Origin of the sequence: Gallibacterium salpingitidis, from assembly GCF_030517105.1 — a bacterium.
In the GTDB taxonomy this organism is placed as follows: Bacteria; Pseudomonadota; Gammaproteobacteria; order Enterobacterales; family Pasteurellaceae; genus Gallibacterium; species Gallibacterium salpingitidis.
The window spans coordinates 174,118-192,005 of sequence record NZ_CP103875.1; the positions used below are offsets into that span (position 1 = coordinate 174,118).

General features: G+C 38.6%; 19 protein-coding genes. 9 read left to right on the top strand and 10 right to left on the bottom strand.

What is annotated here, in order from left to right:
- Window positions 1-25: 25 nt before the first annotated feature.
- The gene (locus NYR30_RS00865) at window positions 26-415 is read right to left on the bottom strand and encodes a YybH family protein (RefSeq protein ID WP_302501554.1); all 390 of its coding nucleotides are present in this window, start codon (window positions 413-415) and stop codon (window positions 26-28) included.
- A gap of 184 nt (window positions 416-599) precedes the next feature.
- Here NYR30_RS00865 and NYR30_RS00870 point away from each other — a divergent pair, with 184 nt between their 5' ends.
- The 4 genes from NYR30_RS00870 to NYR30_RS00885 are packed head-to-tail and all read left to right on the top strand — an operon-like array spanning window position 600 to window position 3,715.
- On the top strand, window positions 600-1,418 hold the full coding sequence (locus tag NYR30_RS00870; RefSeq protein ID WP_302501556.1) for a transporter substrate-binding domain-containing protein: 819 nt from the start codon (window positions 600-602) through the stop codon (window positions 1,416-1,418).
- A gap of 32 nt (window positions 1,419-1,450) precedes the next feature.
- Window positions 1,451-2,230 carry a transporter substrate-binding domain-containing protein gene (locus tag NYR30_RS00875; protein ID WP_302501557.1) on the top strand — a complete coding sequence of 260 codons (780 nt, stop codon included), beginning with the start codon at window positions 1,451-1,453 and terminating at the stop codon, window positions 2,228-2,230.
- Window positions 2,231-2,252: 22 nt separating this feature from the next.
- Window positions 2,253-2,969, top strand: coding sequence for an amino acid ABC transporter permease (locus NYR30_RS00880; RefSeq protein ID WP_197496263.1), 717 nt, complete (start codon window positions 2,253-2,255; stop codon window positions 2,967-2,969).
- Window positions 2,970-2,971: 2 nt separating this feature from the next.
- Window positions 2,972-3,715, top strand: coding sequence for an amino acid ABC transporter ATP-binding protein (locus NYR30_RS00885; protein WP_066106854.1), 744 nt, complete (start codon window positions 2,972-2,974; stop codon window positions 3,713-3,715).
- A 121-nt stretch (window positions 3,716-3,836) separates the two neighbouring features.
- Here NYR30_RS00885 and NYR30_RS00890 read toward each other — a convergent pair whose 3' ends face one another.
- The 7 genes from NYR30_RS00890 to NYR30_RS00920 all read right to left on the bottom strand — a co-directional run bounded on the left by NYR30_RS00890 (window position 3,837) and on the right by NYR30_RS00920 (window position 10,825).
- A complete protein-coding gene (locus NYR30_RS00890) occupies window positions 3,837-5,267 on the bottom strand; it encodes an IS1182 family transposase (RefSeq protein ID WP_302501559.1) in 1,431 nt (476 codons plus the stop codon).
- 132 nt (window positions 5,268-5,399) lie between these two features.
- Window positions 5,400-6,287, bottom strand: a complete 888-nt coding sequence (gene prmA, locus NYR30_RS00895) for a 50S ribosomal protein L11 methyltransferase (RefSeq protein ID WP_066106857.1) — start codon at window positions 6,285-6,287, stop codon at window positions 5,400-5,402.
- On the bottom strand, window positions 6,268-7,719 hold the full coding sequence (gene panF / locus NYR30_RS00900; RefSeq protein WP_302501561.1) for a sodium/pantothenate symporter: 1,452 nt from the start codon (window positions 7,717-7,719) through the stop codon (window positions 6,268-6,270). Before panF ends, prmA begins: the two co-directional genes overlap by 20 nt.
- A gap of 2 nt (window positions 7,720-7,721) precedes the next feature.
- A complete protein-coding gene (locus NYR30_RS00905) occupies window positions 7,722-7,973 on the bottom strand; it encodes a YhdT family protein (protein ID WP_066106863.1) in 252 nt (83 codons plus the stop codon).
- 81 nt (window positions 7,974-8,054) lie between these two features.
- On the bottom strand, window positions 8,055-9,761 hold the full coding sequence (gene proS, locus NYR30_RS00910) for a proline--tRNA ligase (protein WP_066106866.1): 1,707 nt from the start codon (window positions 9,759-9,761) through the stop codon (window positions 8,055-8,057).
- Between the two features lie 81 nt (window positions 9,762-9,842).
- Complete coding sequence (locus NYR30_RS00915; RefSeq protein ID WP_066106869.1) at window positions 9,843-10,136, bottom strand: AzlD family protein; 294 nt, start codon at window positions 10,134-10,136, stop codon at window positions 9,843-9,845.
- A complete protein-coding gene (locus tag NYR30_RS00920; protein ID WP_302501563.1) occupies window positions 10,133-10,825 on the bottom strand; it encodes an AzlC family ABC transporter permease in 693 nt (230 codons plus the stop codon). The genes NYR30_RS00915 and NYR30_RS00920 overlap by 4 nt, the downstream gene beginning before the upstream one ends.
- Window positions 10,826-11,060: 235 nt before the next feature.
- Here NYR30_RS00920 and NYR30_RS00925 point away from each other — a divergent pair, with 235 nt between their 5' ends.
- Both NYR30_RS00925 and NYR30_RS00930 read left to right on the top strand, forming a co-directional pair.
- Window positions 11,061-11,417 carry a PepSY domain-containing protein gene (locus NYR30_RS00925; protein WP_302501564.1) on the top strand — a complete coding sequence of 119 codons (357 nt, stop codon included), beginning with the start codon at window positions 11,061-11,063 and terminating at the stop codon, window positions 11,415-11,417.
- Window positions 11,418-11,580: 163 nt separating this feature from the next.
- A complete protein-coding gene (locus NYR30_RS00930; RefSeq protein WP_066106878.1) occupies window positions 11,581-12,885 on the top strand; it encodes an MFS transporter in 1,305 nt (434 codons plus the stop codon).
- Between the two features lie 367 nt (window positions 12,886-13,252).
- Here NYR30_RS00930 and lysA read toward each other — a convergent pair whose 3' ends face one another.
- Both lysA and lptM read right to left on the bottom strand, forming a co-directional pair.
- Window positions 13,253-14,506 carry a diaminopimelate decarboxylase gene (lysA, locus tag NYR30_RS00935; RefSeq protein WP_302501565.1) on the bottom strand — a complete coding sequence of 418 codons (1,254 nt, stop codon included), beginning with the start codon at window positions 14,504-14,506 and terminating at the stop codon, window positions 13,253-13,255.
- 22 nt (window positions 14,507-14,528) lie between these two features.
- Window positions 14,529-14,657 carry an LPS translocon maturation chaperone LptM gene (gene lptM, locus NYR30_RS00940; RefSeq protein WP_082966198.1) on the bottom strand — a complete coding sequence of 43 codons (129 nt, stop codon included), beginning with the start codon at window positions 14,655-14,657 and terminating at the stop codon, window positions 14,529-14,531.
- 111 nt (window positions 14,658-14,768) lie between these two features.
- Here lptM and cyaY point away from each other — a divergent pair, with 111 nt between their 5' ends.
- From cyaY to recQ, 3 genes are all read left to right on the top strand, one after another.
- Entirely contained in the window at window positions 14,769-15,080 is a 312-nt protein-coding gene (cyaY, locus tag NYR30_RS00945; protein ID WP_302501567.1) for an iron donor protein CyaY, read from the top strand.
- Window positions 15,081-15,152: 72 nt separating this feature from the next.
- A complete protein-coding gene (locus NYR30_RS00950) occupies window positions 15,153-15,938 on the top strand; it encodes a phospholipase A (protein ID WP_231923811.1) in 786 nt (261 codons plus the stop codon).
- On the top strand, window positions 15,928-17,769 hold the full coding sequence (gene recQ, locus NYR30_RS00955) for a DNA helicase RecQ (protein WP_066113830.1): 1,842 nt from the start codon (window positions 15,928-15,930) through the stop codon (window positions 17,767-17,769). The genes NYR30_RS00950 and recQ overlap by 11 nt, the downstream gene beginning before the upstream one ends.
- The last annotated feature ends 119 nt before the right edge of the window (window positions 17,770-17,888 follow it).

The following is a 17,888-nucleotide window of genomic DNA, read 5'->3' on the forward strand; positions in this document are numbered from 1 at the left end:
ACCTAGTATGGTGAAACCTCAATCATTATTCGGCTAATAAAGATGTCCCATAAGAATTATCAATGGCACATAACCATTTACCATCAATGTAACGATATACATAAGTAGCTTGTCGTTCCATACTATATTCTGAGGTGGCTTGGTTATCAGCACTTAAAAAAGTTTGTGATAATACCAAAACAGTATCGCCAGTTTCTAACATCATCATTTTGCCTTGTGTTGGTTTGATACTGTTTTTGAAATAAGCAGCTATTTTGCTAAAGGCTTGTTTAATAGCTGCTTTACCTTGAACTTCTAATCCCGGTTTGATAACTAATACAGCATCTTCAGTATAAAATTGCATTAAATCATCAAAACGTTCCTCACTAATGGCCAAATCAGCTTGTTTTATAAGATCTTGGATTTCTTTATTCATTGGTTCTCCATTATTTCAGAAAAGAGGGTTAAGTATAAAAAAGAAAAAATAACTGTAAGTAGATTATGGGAAAATATTTTTATAACTAAAAGTTATATATAAAGAAAAACAGCTATTTTCATTTTTAAATGACTCTCGCTAGACTTTGTTCCAAATCTATTAAACCAAGTTGTAAGGAAAAACAATGAAAACAACAATCAAAAACTATTTAAAAAGTGTGTTATTAATTTCTTTTGGGTTTGCTGTGGCACAATCTGCAATGGCTTTAACCAATGAAGAGGCAGCGGCAGATTTAGCAAAACGCATTAATGAACATGGCACAATCGTTGTTGGAACAGAGGGAACTTACCCTCCGTTTACCTATCATGATGAATCAGGGAAATTGACCGGTTATGATGTTGAACTGACCCGTTTAGTAGCGAAAGAGTTAGGTGTTAAGGTTGATTTTAAAGAAACACAATGGGATGCAATGTTATCTGGATTAAATAACCATCGTTTTGATTTAGTAGCAAATCAAGTTGGTTTAACAACACCGGAACGTCGAGCTAAATATGATAAGAGTGCTGAATATAGTTATTCAGGTGCAGTTGTAGTCGCCCGAAAAGGAGACACACGAGTAAAAGATTGGAAAGATATTAAAGGATTAAAATCAGCACAATCATTTACCAGTAATTATGGGGAGTTGGCGATTAAAAATGGTGCAGAAATCGTAGGGGTTGATGGTTTAGCACAAGCAATTCAATTGGTGTTACAAAATCGCGCGGATGTGACCTTAAATGATCGTCTTGCAGTATTAGACTTTTTACATAAACACCCAAATGCAAATTTAGAAATTATCTTACGTGATAAATCTCAACCAGTTGGATCTGGATTTGTATTCAATAAAGGAAACCAAGCTGTGATTGAGAAATTTAATGCTGCAATTGAGAAACTTAAAAAAGAAGGAAAATTAAAAGAGTTATCTAATCAATTCTTTGGTGAAGATGTTTCAGTAATTGAATAATAAGAACTTGTGAGTAGTAGGTAGAGGTGGTTATGTTAATTAGTAAATTAGTTAAAGGATTACTCGTATTAAGCTTATTCAGTGCAACAAGTGTTTTCGCTGATGATGCTGGGTGGATGACAAAAGACACTTTAACTGTTGGTACAGAAGGGACATATCCACCTTTTACTTATCACGATGAACAAGGAAAATTAACCGGTTATGATGTTGAGGTCGCTAGAGCGGTAGCAGAAAAATTAGGCTTAAAGATCGAATTTAAAGAAACGGCATGGAATGCTTTATTGGCAGGATTAAACAGCGGACGTTTCGATACTGTAGTAAATCAGGTGACGATGAATGATGAACGTCGTAAAAAATATCAAAGTTCATTGCCTTATAGTTATTCTGGTGCAGCATTAGCGGTACGCTCTAGTTTACCAAATGTGCGTGCAGTAAAAGACCTCAAAGGCTTAAAAGGTGGTTTAGCATTTACCAGTAATTTTGCCGACCTAGTACGCCAAAATCAGGCTGAAGTTGTACTTGTAGAAGGCGGACTAGGACAGGAAATGGCATTAGTGGCACAAGGACGTGTCGATTTTACTCTTAATGATCGTCTTGCAGTGTTGTATTATCAGAAGAAATTAAAAGTCGATGATAAAATCCAAGTATTTGATTTACCTGAAGAAGGTACAGTAACGGCAGGATTTATTGTCCGGAAAGACGATACGGAAAAACTAAAAAAATTAAATCAAGCCTTAACAGAATTGAAAAAGGAAGGTAAATTAGCCGCCATTTCTAAACAATTTTTCGGAGTAGATATTAGTGAGCAGTAATGTATCGGAGAGTATCTCCGCTATTTTTCACTCGATTTTGAGTACACTTCCTTGGATGGACGATAATAAAGCATCAATCGCGATTGATGCTTTTTTTCCTATGTTAGAAGGAATGGTTTATTTCACCATTCCATTAACGATTGTCTCTTTCTTAGTCGGAATGCTAATTGCGTTAGCTATTGCGTTGATTAGAGTAACGCCGCAAAAACATATTTTGCATAGAGTGGCAAATGGAATGGCGAATTTTTATATTTCAGCAATTCGTGGTACGCCATTGCTAGCGCAACTATTTATTATTTTCTATGCGCTGCCAAATGTAGGTATTACATTAGATCCGTTGCCAACAGCAATTATCGCATTTTCATTGAATACGGGCGCTTATGCCTCTGAAACTGTTCGAGCAGCGATTCTATCTGTACCAAAAGGGCAATGGGAAGCTGGCTATACTATCGGTATGAGTTATTGGCAGAATTTCTTTCGTATTATTAGCCCGCAGGCATTGCGTGTTGCAGTGCCGCCACTATCCAATAGTTTTATCGGTTTGGTGAAAGAAACCTCGCTAGCGAGTGTGGTATTAGTGCCGGAAATGATGCGTCAAGCGAATATTATTTCTTCTCGTACCTATGAGTTTTTATTGATCTATTGTGAAGCAGCGTTGATGTATTGGGTAGTATGCGCAGTGTTGAGTTATTTACAACAACGGTTAGAAAAACACTTTGAACGTTATGTGGCGAGGTAAAAATGTTATCAATTAAAAATTTACATAAAGCCTTTGGCGATCATCAAGTGTTAAAAGGCATTGATTTACGAATAAATAAAGGTGAAGTGATTGTATTACTTGGTGCATCAGGTTCAGGAAAAACCACATTATTACGTTGCCTCAATTTATTGGAAACACCGGATGCAGGTACGATCGAATTTGATGATGGTTCATTAGCAATTGATTTTGCGAAACCTTTAACCAAAGATAAAATTCAAGCGTTACGCAAAAAAAGCGGAATGGTTTTTCAAAACTATAACCTTTTTCCACATAAGACAGCGTTGGAAAATATTACTGAAGGTCTAATTGTTGTACAAAAAGTACCAAAGACAGAAGCTGAAGCCAAAGCGCGTCATTTATTAGCAAGAGTAGAATTAGCGGATAAAGCTGATTTTTACCCGTTTCAACTTTCTGGTGGACAACAACAACGTGTTGGTATTGCACGTGCATTAGCCATTGAACCTGAACTAATGTTGTTTGATGAACCTACTTCTGCGCTTGATCCGGAATTAGTACAAGGAATGTTAGCATTAATGAAGTCATTAGCTAGTGAGGGTTGGACGATGGTCATTGTTACCCATGAAATCCAATTTGCGCGTGAAGTTGCTGATCACGTTATTTTAATGGGAGATGGGCAAATTATTGAGCAGGGAACCCCAGAACAGCTGTTTGAGCATAGTACTAACCCTCGTACTAATGCGTTTTTAAGATCAATTAGACGTTAATAAAGAGACAATAGCACCAAATTAGGTGCTATTCAGACCGCTGACAAACCCACCTTTCCAAAATCATTTGGTAAAAGTGGGTTTGTTTTTTTACTTTGTCGCTTTTCTCTTGCTTTTCCTTTCAGATAATTGGGCAAGTGGTCATTTTCGCTGATTTTTTTACCCATGCCTCAAACAAGCAAAATTGGCGCCATAAATAAGACAAAATAGCCCATACCACCAGGGCAATTTTCTTGATATTTTGTGCCATTGCCGCAAGGAAGCATTGCATTTGCACTTTGGATAGCCCTCTATAACGGGCATAGCGATGTCCATGATGTTGTTTTGCATCCGCAAAGCTGCGCTCTACGGTTTCTGCTCGACGTTTATAGAGTTTTCTGCCCTGCCTCGATATTCTCACTGCGTTGGCGTTGTCCACAGCATCTTGGTAAATATGCCTGGTGATGAGGCGTTCGGCTTTTTGGTTTTGGGTACACTGTGAACGTAGTGGGCAAGTTTGGCAATAGGTCGGGTTGGATTTGTAAGTGTGATAACCTTCTCGGGTGGTGGTGCTATAGCGGAGCGATTGCCCTGCGGGGCAAGTGTAGCTGTCAGTTTCGGCATCATAGCGGAACGCACTTTTTCGTAAGCGGTTCTTGCCTTTGGTGGGACGACGATAGCCAAATACACCAATAATGCCTCGTCGGGCAAGACTCTCGGCAACAGGGGCGGTAAAATAGCCTGCATCAAGCCCGACCGCTTTGGGCTTGAACCGAAAGCGTTCTGTGGTGGCATCAAGACGAGCGATATAGGGTTGGCTGTCATTGACATTCCCTGCCGTCGCAAAGGTATCTACAATAATCCCGTATTTACCATCGACTGTGCGGTGGTCGAGATAGAAGAAGCCTTTGGGCTTGTTATCTCGGTGCATATACCCACTTTCAGGGTCGGTATTGCTCACGTTAGTGTCTTTGACTTCGACGGCTTTCTCACTCGCCTTTAACGGCTTTTTTCCTTTTGCTTCCCTCTCTTTTGCCACATCTTCGTTGAGCATAGCGATATATTGGCTCACTCGAACTGCTCGCTTTTCATTATGCTTTTTGTTTTTATTGGCACTGGCTTTCAAGTGGGTGCTGTCAGTAAACAGATATTTACCTCCCACCAAGCCTTTTTCCATCGCTTGCCAAACAATGTGGGTAAAAATACGCTCAAATACATCCGTACCATTAAAACGGCGAAGACGGTTTTGGCTTAAGGTACTGGCATCTATCACTTTTTCCGTGAGGCTCATCCCCAAAAACCAACGGTAAGCGACGTTGACCTCAATCTCTTTCACCAACTGGCGTTCGCTTTTAATACCGAAAAGATAGCCGAGTAACATTATCTTGAACAAACGAACTGGGTCAACTGCGGGGCGACCGTTGTCATGGCAATAGAGATGCGCCACTTCATCACGAATGAATTCAAAATCGATAGCTTTAGCGACTTTACGGACAAGGTGGTCTTTCGGTACGAGTTGTTCGAGACTTATCATCTCGATTTCATATTGGGGTGAGGCAGTATTTTTGAGCATAGGCATTTCCTTTTTTCGATATGCCTATTAGATCAAACCTCTAGAGGTATGTCTAGAGGTTTGTCAGCAGTCTGAATAGCACCAAATTAGGTGCTATTGTTGCTTTATCAGTAATAAAGTAATAAAAAGTGCTTAGAACTTTTCTTTTATTCCAGTAATGCGACACCACTCTTCACGTTCCACTACAGGATCTAAGGCGAAGTTATCACTATATGCGGCAGATACGGCTTCGCTTTGTGTTGCGAGAATACCAGAAAGGCCTAAATGACCTTGTGGTAACACTAATGTTGTAATTACTGGTGCAAGTTCTTTTAATGGACCAGCAAGAATATTTGCCACAACAACTTCAGCTTGTAACTCTTTCGGAGTATCTGCAGAAAGGTAAAGTTGCAAACGATCTTCAACTCCATTGCGTTTTGCATTTTCACGACTCGCTTGAATCGCTTGTGGATCAATATCGATACCAATTGCTTGTTTTGCACCAAGTTTTAATGCAGCAATAGCTAAGATGCCAGAACCACAGCCAAAATCAATGACAGTTTTGCCTTGTAAATCTAGGGAATCAAGCCATTCTAAACAAAGTGCAGTAGTAGGATGGGTACCTGTACCAAACGCTAATCCGGGATCGAGCATCACATTCACAGCTGTCGGATCAGGAATTTCACGCCAACTTGGGCAGATCCATAAACGTTGCCCAAATTTCAGCGGATGGAAGTTATCCATCCACTCTCTTTCCCAATCTTTATCTTCAATTTGTTCAATTTTATAAGCAGTATCTTCATTGATCATTTGTTCAGCACGTAATGCAGCTACAATTTCTTGCATATCAGTTTCTGCATCAAATAATGCCATCACATCAGTATTTCCCCATAAGCGAGTTTCGCCTGGTAATGGTTCAAAAATAGGTGTGTCTTTACTGTCCATAAAGGTGACAGAAACGGCACCTAACTCTTCTAAGCTGTCACTGAGTTGTTCTGCTTGTTCGTTTGTACTGTTTAATCTAATTTGTAGCCAAGCCATAATTATCCTTGATACGTTTTTCACCAAATTTATTTGCAATTAAAAATGCTATTAGTCCGAGCACTAATGACGGCACGATAGCATGTAAATCAAAAGGTTTGATTGCAGCGGTGGTAAAGCCAGTATATACGCCTAAACCCGTCACCATAGAGGCGATTGCGCCATAAGCATTGGCTTTATCCCAATAAAGACCGAGAATGATAACCCATAAGAAAGCAGCTTCCAAACCTCCGAAAGCAAAAAGGTTGAGCCAAATGATCATATCTGGTGGATTTAGCGCCGCGAAAATTAATAAGATACTAAGCAGCAAGGTAATGAGTGAAGAAAAACGGCTGATTTTCTTTTGATTTTTCGCTGCTTCAGGTTTTGCGGAAAGATAGAGATCTTTCACAAAAATTGATGAAGACTGAATCAATTGTGCATCAATCGTGGACATAATTGCTGACATTGGTGCGGCTAAGAAAATACCTGCAATAATAGGAGGTAAGACTTTTACCATTAACGCCGGGATCACTTGATCTGGAATGGTGAGATCCGGAATGATGACTCGCCCTAATGCACCAGCAAGATGCATACCAAACATAATAATTCCTAAAACAATAGTACCGATAATCATACCACGATGTAATGCTTTACTATCTTTGTAAGACATACAACGTACAGCAGTATGCGGTAATCCAATCACGCCAAAACAGACCAATACCCAGAATGATGCCATAAACGAGAAACTTAACATTTCATTTGGTCCGTAAGGTGAAACTAACGCAGGATCAATAGCGGTTAATTTATTGACAGCACTTTCGACACCACCGGCAGCATAAATAACGCCACCAAGTAATAAAATAGTACCGAAGATCATGACAGTACCTTGAATAGCATCGGTTAAAACAACGGCTCTAAAACCACCAATAAAGGTATATAAACCAACAGTGACCGCAAAGATGAGAAGCGCGGAAGTATAATTTAAACCAATGGTAGTTTCTAACAATCTAGCACCACCGATAAATTGTACTGTCATTGCAGCAAAGAAAGCGATAAGTAATGCAAAACACGCGATCCAGACTAAGTATTTATTTTTATAACGATAGAACAGGAGATCATTAATGGTTAGTGCATTAGTTTCGCGTGATAACATAGCGAATTTTTTCCCTAAAGTACCTAAGGCGAGCCAGACCACAGGTACTTGGATCATTGATAGCAACACCCAACCTAAACCAAATTTGTAGGCAGCTCCTGGCCCACCAACAAAAGAACTGGCACTGGCATAAGTTGCGGCAGTGGTCATTGCTAGCACAAAACCCGTCATAGAACGGTTACCGACATAATATTCGGTTAGAAAATCTCCTTGTTGGCGTTTACTAAAGGCGTAAAGCGCAGCGCCAAAAATAAAAACTAAATAGATGATAAGTGGGAAAATAATACCTAAATTCATGATTACTCCTTATCATCAGAATTATCTAAAGGGATATCTTGGAAAAAGATACGGATTACCCAATAGCATACAACCACGAATAAAATCGGTAGATAAATGCAAGAAAGTTCAAACCAGAGAGGAAAGCCTAGAGGACCATGTGTTCCTTTTGGTAAATAGGCACATAAACACCAACCAATCACATAAAGTAATGCTAATAATAGTGTAATCTTTGCTTCTTTTGTGGCTTGGCGGTAACGTTCAATTTTTAACATTTCTACCTCCTGTATCGTTTTTTGAAATAAAAAGGCTTGATAAAGTTATCAAGCCTTCAGCATCTTATAAACAATCAATGATTATTTCAATTTGTTTAAAATAAATCCAACCAGTTGTTGTCTATCGATCATTTGTTTTTCACCACTACGACGGTGTTTATACTCGATTTCACCTTTTTCAAGGTTTTTCTCACCAATAACAATCATATGTGGAATACCGATAAGTTCCATATCAGCGAACATTACACCTGGACGTTCTTTACGGTCATCAAACAACACTTCAATACCTTGTTGTTGTAAGGTTTGATAGAGTTCTTCGGCATATTGTTGCACTGCTGGTGATTTGTGCATATTCATTGGCACAATCGCAACTTGGAACGGCGCAATAGTGTCACTCCAAATAATGCCGCGTTCATCGTGGTTCTGTTCAATTGCTGCTGCAACGACACGAGTAACCCCGATACCATAGCAACCCATCATCATCGTTTGTGGTTTACCATCTTCACCTTGAACGGTCGCTTTCATTGCTTCAGAATATTTTTTACCAAGTTGGAAAATATGCCCAACTTCAATACCACGTTTAATGAGCAATGTTCCCTTACCGCAAGGGCTTGGATCACCTTCTACAACATTACGTAAATCTGCGATTTGTGGGGTTGGTAAATCACGTTCCCAGTTAATACCAAAATAGTGTTTACCATCAATATTAGCGCCAGCGCCAAAATCACTCATATTGGCTACAGTGCGATCAATCACTATTTCTAATGGTAAATTAATTGGACCAAGTGAACCTGGACCAGCACCGATAGCAGCGCGAATCTCTTCTTCAGTAGCAAAAGTTAATGGGCTAGCAACTTGCGCTAATTTTTCCGCTTTTACTTCATTAAGTTCATGATCGCCACGAACTAAAAGCGCAACTAATTTACCCTCTTCTACACCATGTACAATCAAAGTTTTCACTGTTTTTTCGATCGGTAGATTAAATTGTTCAACCAATGTAGCGATAGTTTTCGCATTTGGTGTATCCACTAAACGCAACTCTTCAGTTGGTGCAGTACGTTCGCCTAAAGCAACAGCTTCAGCCAACTCAATATTGGCTGCATAATCAGATTCAGTGGAGAATACAATATCATCTTCACCACTGGCAGCTAATACTTGGAATTCATGTGAAGCGCTACCACCGATAGAACCTGTATCCGCTTGTACTGGACGGAAATCCAAACCTAAACGAGTAAAGATATTGCTATAAGTTTGATACATTACATCATAGGTTTCTTGCAAGCTTTCTTGGGTAGTATGGAATGAGTAAGCATCTTTCATAATAAATTCACGTGAACGCATCACACCGAAACGAGGGCGTACTTCATCACGGAATTTGGTTTGAATTTGATATAAATTCAGTGGTAATTGCTTATAAGAGGTGAGTTCACGACGAGCAAGATCGGTAATTACTTCTTCGTGAGTTGGTCCTAACACGAAAGGTCGATCACCACGATCGGTAAAACGTAATAATTCAGGTCCATATTGTTCCCAACGTTTTGATTCTTGCCATAAGTCTGCTGGTTGTACAACAGGCATAGAGATCTCAATTGCACCGCTTTTATTCATCTCTTCACGTACAATATTTTCCACTTTCTTTAATACTCGGACTCCAGTTGGTAACCAAGTATATAAACCAGCAGCAAGTTTGCGGATCATCCCCGCACGTAACATAAGTTGAATACTGATAATTTCAGCATCGTTTGGCGTTTCTTTTAACGTTGATAATAGATATTGACTAGTACGCATAATTAAAAATCCATAATAAAAGTAAAAAATTGGGCGTATTCTAACACTAGCTAAAATTAGGGAAAATAATTAATTCTCACCTTATCCGATAAAATGTCGAGCTAGTGCGGTAACGATAATGCCGATCACCACTGTCGGTAATACTGAAAATCGTGTTGCAGCTAAAAAAGTGGCTAGTAAACCAATCCAATCAGCGGGATTGCTACTGGTAAATTCAGGGGCAATAACTGCGATTAATACACAAGGAGGCACTTGTGCTAATAAATTTTTTGCCATTGGCGATAATTGTGTTTTTTGCAATAAGAAAAAGCCAAGTAAACGAGTTGAATAGGTAACGGCAGCCATTGCAAAAATCGTTAATACTTCCCAACTCATTTATGCTTCTCCAAAAAGTAGGCAGTGATTAAACCACTAAGGGTACCAAATAATACATACCACGCGCCTTCAAATAATTTATAGGAAATAGCAGCAACAACAAGGCTAACTATCCATGCAAACGCAGGGCGAATACCAGTCCACATTCCTTTCAGCAACACTAAAAATACGGCAACGAATGCCATATCGAAACCATATTGTTTAATATCACCTAGTACAGGACCTAATAGCGCACCGAGTCCAGTAGAGATAATCCATGCGAGATACAATGATATCGCCATAGAGAAGTAATAGCGTAAATTTAGTTGGCGTAGTGAATTTTGTTTGATGTGATTGAGTGCTAATGCCCAGCATTCATCACACATTAAAAACAATACTAGTAAACACTTATGCAGAGGTAATCCTTTTAAATAAGGTGTTAAAGCCGCACTCATTAGAATATGACGACAATTAATTAAAAATGTGGTGAACATAATCAATAATAGAGGTGGTGGAGAAGCCCATAACCCAATAGCGGCGAATTCTGAACCACCAGCAAAATTCATGCCAGTCATTAATGGCACTTGCCAAACTACCATATGATTTGCTGAACCTTGTGCACCTAAAACCAAACCAAAAGGGATAAAACCTAATAATACTGGGAGAGCATCTTTGAAGCCTTGATAAATTGGACGATCTGTCTGTTGCATACTTTCTTATAACCTGCCAACAGGATGAATAAAGGAAAGGGATTTAATATAACAAAGATTTAAATAATGATCAGCGTTAATTATGTTTATCTGAAAAGAAAAAATAATAGCACTAATTTTTTACTAATTTTGCCGCTATACACTGCTCCTCGCCGATAAGGTAAAGGGATAAATTCTCTTAGTTTTGTGTTATTAAATCTAAAAAATAAAAATTTCATAAAGGAGACAAATAATTATGTCTAAGGTCATAAGGAAAATGGTTGTTGTATCGACAGCAGTGCTGTTATCTGTTGGCACAGCGCATTTTGCTTTAGCAGATGAAGGAGGTGCACAACGTTTAGAAAAAGCATTAGACTCGAGCAAGATTACCTTAGTGCAAGCAATTGATATTGCTAATCAAAAAGTTGATGGAAAGGTACTGGAAGCAGAGTTTCATCCACGTAAAGAAGGTAATCCAACTTATGATGTAGAAATCTTCACGAAGGAGAAGCAAATTAAAGAAGTCAGAATTGATGCAGTAACTTCTGAAATTTTGCGTAATGAAATTAAGGACATGGATCGTCCACACCGACACAAAAGACACGAGCATTAGGCATTGTTGTCACTAGCAAATCACATAAAATTACCCCACCATAAGTAACCTAAAACAGCAGTCAATTTTGGCTGCTGTCTCTTTTGTAATTTCCCATTTCTTTACTGTTTTGTTTCCGTTATTATCTATGACTTTGTTGTTAAAAAATAATTAAGGAAGTGAAATGAATTTACGTAATACGATTAGCAGTAGTCCAATGAGCGCTTATCAATGGGGAATCGTGGTTATTGCGGCAATTATGAATTTATTAGATGGCTTTGATGTATTGGCATTAGCTTTTACGGCAACGGCAATTCGTCAAGAGTTTGGTTTAAGCGGCGTGCAATTAGGAACATTATTAAGTGCTGGGTTATTTGGTATGGCGGCAGGTTCGCTATTTTTGGCACCCGTAGCAGATAAAATTGGGCGTCGTCCTTTATTAATTATTGCGGTGTTATTGTCTGCTATTGGGATGTTAGGTTCTGCATTCTCTGGTAGTCAATTTTGGTTAGGTATTTGGCGTGTACTTACAGGCTTAGGTGTTGGCGGTATTTTAGTAGGAACAAATGTGTTAACGAGTGAATACTCTTCCCGTCGTTGGCGCAGTTTAGCGATCAGTATTTATGCGGCTGGTTTTGGAGTTGGCGCTGTATTAGGCGGTATGTTTGCGGTAATGTTGCAGACAGAATATGGCTGGCGTTCAGTGTTTTTAGCTGGTGCGGTATTGACTGGATTATGTTTATTAGTAATTGTGGTTTGGTTACCTGAATCAATCGATTTCTTATTAGTAAAACAACCGAAAAATGCCCAAGCAAAATTAAATCGTATCACAGCGAAAATGGGCTTAGGTAGCCAATGGACATTACCGGAAAAGCAATTGGATGCACCAACAACTAGTTTGCCGTTTACTAGAATTTTCGATCAAAATTATCGCCGTTCAACTTTGCTACTTTGGATTGCCTTTTTCTCGATTATGTTTAGTTTCTACTTTATTAGTTCATGGACACCTGCGTTATTAAAAGAGGCAGGTATGACAGTAGAACAAAGCGTTAGTATCGGGATGATGATCTCTTTAGGTGGTACCGTCGGGGCATTGTGCTATGGCTTCTTAGCAAGTTTATTCCGAGCAAAATCAATTTTACTGCTATTTACTGTTATTTCGGCGATTGTGGTGGTTTGTTTTATCCTTTCGAGCACAACATTATGGTTAGCGATGATCCTAGGCATTTTAGTCGGTGCATTAATCAATGGTTGTATTAGCGGTCTTTATACGTTAAATCCAAGTGTATATGCGGCGGATATCCGTAGTACAGGCGTCGGAGCCGCGATTGGCGTTGGACGTATTGGCGCTATTTTAGCACCAACAGTAGCAGGTATTTTGTTGGATCAAGGTTGGGATAAGCAAAATTTATATATTGGTGTTGCGTTTGTGTTATTGATTTCAACTGTGGCATTAGTGTATTTGAAGAGTTACCAAGGGGATAATTAATATATTAAATAGAATTATACATTATAGAATGTATTGTCCAATTTATAAGCATATTATCTATTGACTAATGTTTAGGTTTCGCCCTAAAGGGCGACCTACTTTTCTTTGTATGCCCAAAGAAAAGTAGGCAAAAGAAATACACCCTCGCACTCTTGCTAATCCTCATTCCAATAAGATTTTCCGGGCGGCAAAAAAAGAGATTTTTCTCGCAAGCTCGAAAAATTGACAGCTTTTTTTGCCTGAAAATCTTATTTGCATTCGGGCAAGAGTAAGAGGGACCCAAAGTTATTTTATAGAAGTTTTTGACAAAATTTAGGTTTGTCAACGGTCTGAAACGGCACCACGAAGTGCCGTTTTTTATCGAAGATTATTCAGTAATTAATTGCTCATTTGCCCAAAGTTCAGCAAAGTTTTCACGTCGTTTGATTAAATGTGCTTTATCACCATCAACCAAAACTTCGGCAGCTTTTGGATGGGAATTGTAGTTTGATGCCATACTTGCACCATAAGCACCAGCAGAACGTTGTGCTAATAAATCACCTTCGGCAATGGCTAATTGGCGCCCTTTGCCTAAGAAATCGGATGTTTCACAAATCGGTCCAACGACATCATAAGTACGAGTTTCACGTTCGAAGGTACGATCTATTTCAATAATTTCCATATAAGCTTGATATAGTGCTGGACGAATCATATCGTTCATTCCTGCATCAACGATTGCAAAATTAAAATCTTCGTTAGATTTTAAATATTCAACTTTGGTCACCAAAATGCCTGCATTAGCGCTAATCGCTCGTCCTGGTTCTAAAATAATTTCCAGTTCAGGATAATCAGTAAATTTCGCTAATAAAGCGCTAGCGTATTCGGTTGGGTGAGGTGGGGTTTCATCACTGTAACGTACTCCTAAACCACCACCTAAATCTAAATGGTGTAACTCAATGCCATCTTGGCGCAATTGTTCTAATAACACCAATAAACGATCGGCAGAATCGAGGAATGGTTGTAACTCAGTTAGCTGCGAACCGATATGGCAATCCATACCAACAATTTGGATATTGGAGAGTTCTTTTGCTAAGCGATAAACTTCTCTAGCTCGAGTTACGCTAACACCAAATTTGTTTTTCTTTAAACCAGTAGAGATATAGGGATGTGTTTTTGCATCAACGTCTGGATTTACTCGTAAAGAAATCGGGGCTTGTTTATTCAGTTGTTGGGCAACTTGGTTAATTCGTAATAGTTCAGCTTCTGATTCGACATTAAAACAGCGAATGCCTACTTCTAATGCACGTGCAATTTCTGTATGCGATTTAGCAACGCCAGAGAAAACAACTTTATTTGCATCACCGCCTGCAGCTAAAACACGCTCTAATTCACCTTGTGAAACAATATCAAAACCTGAACCTAATTTAGCTAATAGGTTTAATAAAGCGATATTAGGGTTAGATTTAACGGCGAAACAGATAAGATGTGGGTGGCCTGCGAGAGCTGAATCGAAAGCGTGCCAATGACGTTCTAAAGTGGCACGAGAATAAATATAAAGTGGAGTACCGAATTGTTGTGCAAGCTGACTGACAGACACTTCCTCTGCCATTAATTGATTATTTTTATAATTAAAATAGTCCATAAACTACTGCCTAAAGTAAAAATTATTTGGTTGTGTTTTCTTGTTGTACTGGTTGATCTTTTGCTGGTTGATATAAAGGTCCTTTGACACCACAAGCTGTTAGACTTAAACAAAAACAGCTTATTATGATAGTCATCATTATTTTTTTCATCACTTTCCTCCTTATTTGATAGGTGTTCTTTTTACCATTAATTTATGCTTTGTGCTATCTCTAAGAAGGGAAAATCTCTATAATGACCATCTATTTTTTGAGGAGCAGGTTATGAATAACGCAGAATATCATCAAGCTGTGGAACAGACTTGGCAGCAAGTTGAAGAACAGTTGGAAGAACAGGATTGCGATGTTGATTGCGACACTCAAGGATCGGTGTTTACGATCACTTTTGCGGATCGCAGCCAGATCGTCATTAATAAACAAGAACCGTTACAAGAATTATGGCTAGCCAGCAAATTGGGCGGTTACCATTTTAAATATCAACAAGAGCAATGGTTGAATGCAGAAGGGAAAAATTTTTGGCAGTATTTGACTGACGCTTGTATTGCTCATGGTGAAGAGGTTGAATTTACTCAATAAATAAAGGAAATAACGATGCGTTTCACTTATCATCTTTTAGCATTTTCAACATTATTAGCATTACCAACGGCGATGGCGAGTGTTTTGCCATACGAAAGCCGTACTGCACTGTTATTACAAGCAGCGCCGGATAATTTTGTTGGTTTAAAACCTTATGAACAAAACTATTTAATGGAAACCTATTCCAATCGTAATTTTAATTACCCTGAAAATATGAAACATGATGAAGTGAAGTTTCAAATCAGTGTTGCATTACCGTTTTGGAAAGGAATTTTAGGTAAAAATTCAGTACTGGCTGGTGCTTACACCCAGCGTTCGTGGTTTCAATTAAGTAATCGAGAACAATCTTCGCCATTTAGAGAAAGTAATTATCAGCCACAACTTTTTTTAGCGTGGGCAACTAATTATGATCTTTTTTGGGGATGGAAATTAGCGGATATAGAAACAGGTATCGTGCATCTTTCTAATGGCAGAAGTGATCAACAAGGAAAATCACGCAGTTGGAATCGCTTATATTTACGAGCAGCCTTTACCAAAGATGATTGGTTAGTGGAATTGAAACCTTACTGGCGTATTCCTGAAAAAGCATCCAGCGATGATAACCCTGATATTGTCGATTATTACGGTTATGGTGATATCAGTGTTGGATATCGTTTTGGTGATCATATTGTGAAAACAACAGCACGTTACAATACCGCGACCAATAAAGGCGGAATGGAAGTTTCTTGGAGTTATCCAATTGCTAAGTATGTACGCCTTTATACCCAGTATTATCATGGATATGGTGAATCATTAATTGACTATAATCGTTCGATTGACCGTATTGGGATAGGTATTAGTTTAAACAATGTGTTCTAATTCTGATAATAAGGCGAATGCTGAACAAAACGATTCGCCTTATTTAACTCAAGCCAAAGCAGTGTTGCAGAATGTCTTTGGTTATCAACAATTCCGTCAAGGACAACAACAGATCATTGAAGCGACGCTCAATGGGCAGAGTAGTTTTGTCCTTATGGCAACGGGCGGCGGCAAATCTTTGTGCTACCAAATTCCGGCATTATGTTTTTCTGGTTTAACGATTGTAATTTCACCATTGATCGCCTTAATGCAAGATCAAGTTGATCAGTTATTAGCGAATGGTGTTGCAGCTGCCTACTTAAATTCTAGTCAGACTCTAGAACAACAAAAAGAAACTGAACAACAAGCGCTTTCAGGCAAATTAAAATTGTTGTATATCTCGCCTGAAAGAGTAATGACCAGTGCATTTTTCTATTTTATTCAGCAGTGTCAGGTCAGTTTAATTGTTATTGATGAAGCACATTGTATTTCGCAATGGGGACATGATTTTCGCCCTGAGTATGCACGCTTAAGTAATTTAACAAGAGTCTTTCCGAATGTGCCGATTATGGCGCTGACAGCAACGGCAGATCAAATTACCCGCAAAGATATTTTAGCGCTATTAAATCTACAAAATCCGTTTGTCTATATTGGTAGTTTTGATCGTCCCAATATTCGCTATACGGTGGTGGAAAAATTTAAACCACAAGATCAATTAGTGAAATTTGTAAAAGCACAAAAAGGTCGTAGCGGTATTGTTTATGCTAATAGCCGTAGTAAAGTGGAACGACTGGCTGAATTATTGCAACGCAATGGCATTGCAGCAAAAGCTTATCATGCAGGATTTAGTAATGAGCTAAGAGAACAAGTACAACGCGATTTTCAACGTGATAATGTACAAGTTGTTGTCGCTACTATTGCTTTTGGAATGGGAATTAATAAACCGAATATCCGTTTTGTATTGCATTATGATTTACCGCGCAGCATCGAATCTTATTATCAAGAAACAGGACGAGCAGGGCGCGATGATTTACCTGCAGAAGCCGTTTTATTTTATGATCAGCAAGATTATTTATGGCTGAATAAATTATTACAAGAAAAGCCTGATTCTGCACAAAAGATGATTGAACAACATAAATTGCAGGCAATGGGAGAATTTGCTGAAGCACAAACTTGCCGCCGTTTAGTGTTGTTGAATTATTTTTCTGAACACCGTATCGAACCTTGTCATAACTGCGATATTTGTTTAAATCCACCACAAAAATATGATGGTTTGATTGATGCACAAAAAATTGTTTCTACCGTTTATCGCACTGGGCAGCGTTTTAGTAGTTACTATGTGATGGCGGTGTTACGCGGCGTCAGCAATCAAAAAATTCAAGAATTACAACACGATAAATTATCAGTATTTGGTATCGGCAAGGATCAACCACAAGAATATTGGCACAGCGTTATTCGCCAATTAATTCATCTTGGTTTTTTAACGCAAAATATTACTAATTATTCAGCATTGCAGTTAACTGAAGCTGCACGAGCAATTGTACGTGGTGAAATTGCCTTACCATTAGCTTTACCACGTCAAAATTTATCAATGATTAATCAACATCATCAACACAGCGGTACCAATCGTGCATTGTTTGAGCAACTACGCAAATTGCGCAAACAATTGGCGGATCGCGATAATATCCCACCTTATGCCGTTTTCAATGACGCTACCCTAGAAGAAATGACTCGCAAAACTCCAACCACTTTATCAGAAATGTTGGCAATTAATGGTGTTGGCTATAAAAAATTGGAACGCTATGCCCAACCGTTTTTACAGGTGATTGAAGGGTATCAAAGACGTCTTTAGTTTAGCTGTTGAAATGCACATTATTTTTACATTTGTTTTTATCCTATTTTAGTCCTCATCTTACTTTGCACTCCATTTGTTATTAATTTTGTATTTTTATTACAAATTTTTGTGATTTG

What these genes read in the sequence shown, in the direction of transcription:
- NYR30_RS00865 (WP_302501554.1), bottom strand. Translation starts at nt 415, where the DNA reads ATGAATAAAGAAATCCAAGATCTTATAAAACAAGCTGATTTGGCCATT.
- NYR30_RS00870 (WP_302501556.1), top strand. Translation starts at nt 600, where the DNA reads ATGAAAACAACAATCAAAAACTATTTAAAAAGTGTGTTATTAATTTCT.
- NYR30_RS00875 (WP_302501557.1), top strand. Translation starts at nt 1,451, where the DNA reads ATGTTAATTAGTAAATTAGTTAAAGGATTACTCGTATTAAGCTTATTC.
- NYR30_RS00885 (WP_066106854.1), top strand. Translation starts at nt 2,972, where the DNA reads ATGTTATCAATTAAAAATTTACATAAAGCCTTTGGCGATCATCAAGTG.
- NYR30_RS00890 (WP_302501559.1), bottom strand. Translation starts at nt 5,267, where the DNA reads ATGCTCAAAAATACTGCCTCACCCCAATATGAAATCGAGATGATAAGT.
- prmA (WP_066106857.1), bottom strand. Translation starts at nt 6,287, where the DNA reads ATGGCTTGGCTACAAATTAGATTAAACAGTACAAACGAACAAGCAGAA.
- panF (WP_302501561.1), bottom strand. Translation starts at nt 7,719, where the DNA reads ATGAATTTAGGTATTATTTTCCCACTTATCATCTATTTAGTTTTTATT.
- NYR30_RS00905 (WP_066106863.1), bottom strand. Translation starts at nt 7,973, where the DNA reads ATGTTAAAAATTGAACGTTACCGCCAAGCCACAAAAGAAGCAAAGATT.
- proS (WP_066106866.1), bottom strand. Translation starts at nt 9,761, where the DNA reads ATGCGTACTAGTCAATATCTATTATCAACGTTAAAAGAAACGCCAAAC.
- NYR30_RS00915 (WP_066106869.1), bottom strand. Translation starts at nt 10,136, where the DNA reads ATGAGTTGGGAAGTATTAACGATTTTTGCAATGGCTGCCGTTACCTAT.
- NYR30_RS00920 (WP_302501563.1), bottom strand. Translation starts at nt 10,825, where the DNA reads ATGCAACAGACAGATCGTCCAATTTATCAAGGCTTCAAAGATGCTCTC.
- NYR30_RS00925 (WP_302501564.1), top strand. Translation starts at nt 11,061, where the DNA reads ATGTCTAAGGTCATAAGGAAAATGGTTGTTGTATCGACAGCAGTGCTG.
- NYR30_RS00930 (WP_066106878.1), top strand. Translation starts at nt 11,581, where the DNA reads ATGAATTTACGTAATACGATTAGCAGTAGTCCAATGAGCGCTTATCAA.
- lysA (WP_302501565.1), bottom strand. Translation starts at nt 14,506, where the DNA reads ATGGACTATTTTAATTATAAAAATAATCAATTAATGGCAGAGGAAGTG.
- lptM (WP_082966198.1), bottom strand. Translation starts at nt 14,657, where the DNA reads ATGAAAAAAATAATGATGACTATCATAATAAGCTGTTTTTGTTTAAGT.
- cyaY (WP_302501567.1), top strand. Translation starts at nt 14,769, where the DNA reads ATGAATAACGCAGAATATCATCAAGCTGTGGAACAGACTTGGCAGCAA.
- NYR30_RS00950 (WP_231923811.1), top strand. Translation starts at nt 15,153, where the DNA reads ATGGCGAGTGTTTTGCCATACGAAAGCCGTACTGCACTGTTATTACAA.
- recQ (WP_066113830.1), top strand. Translation starts at nt 15,928, where the DNA reads ATGTGTTCTAATTCTGATAATAAGGCGAATGCTGAACAAAACGATTCG.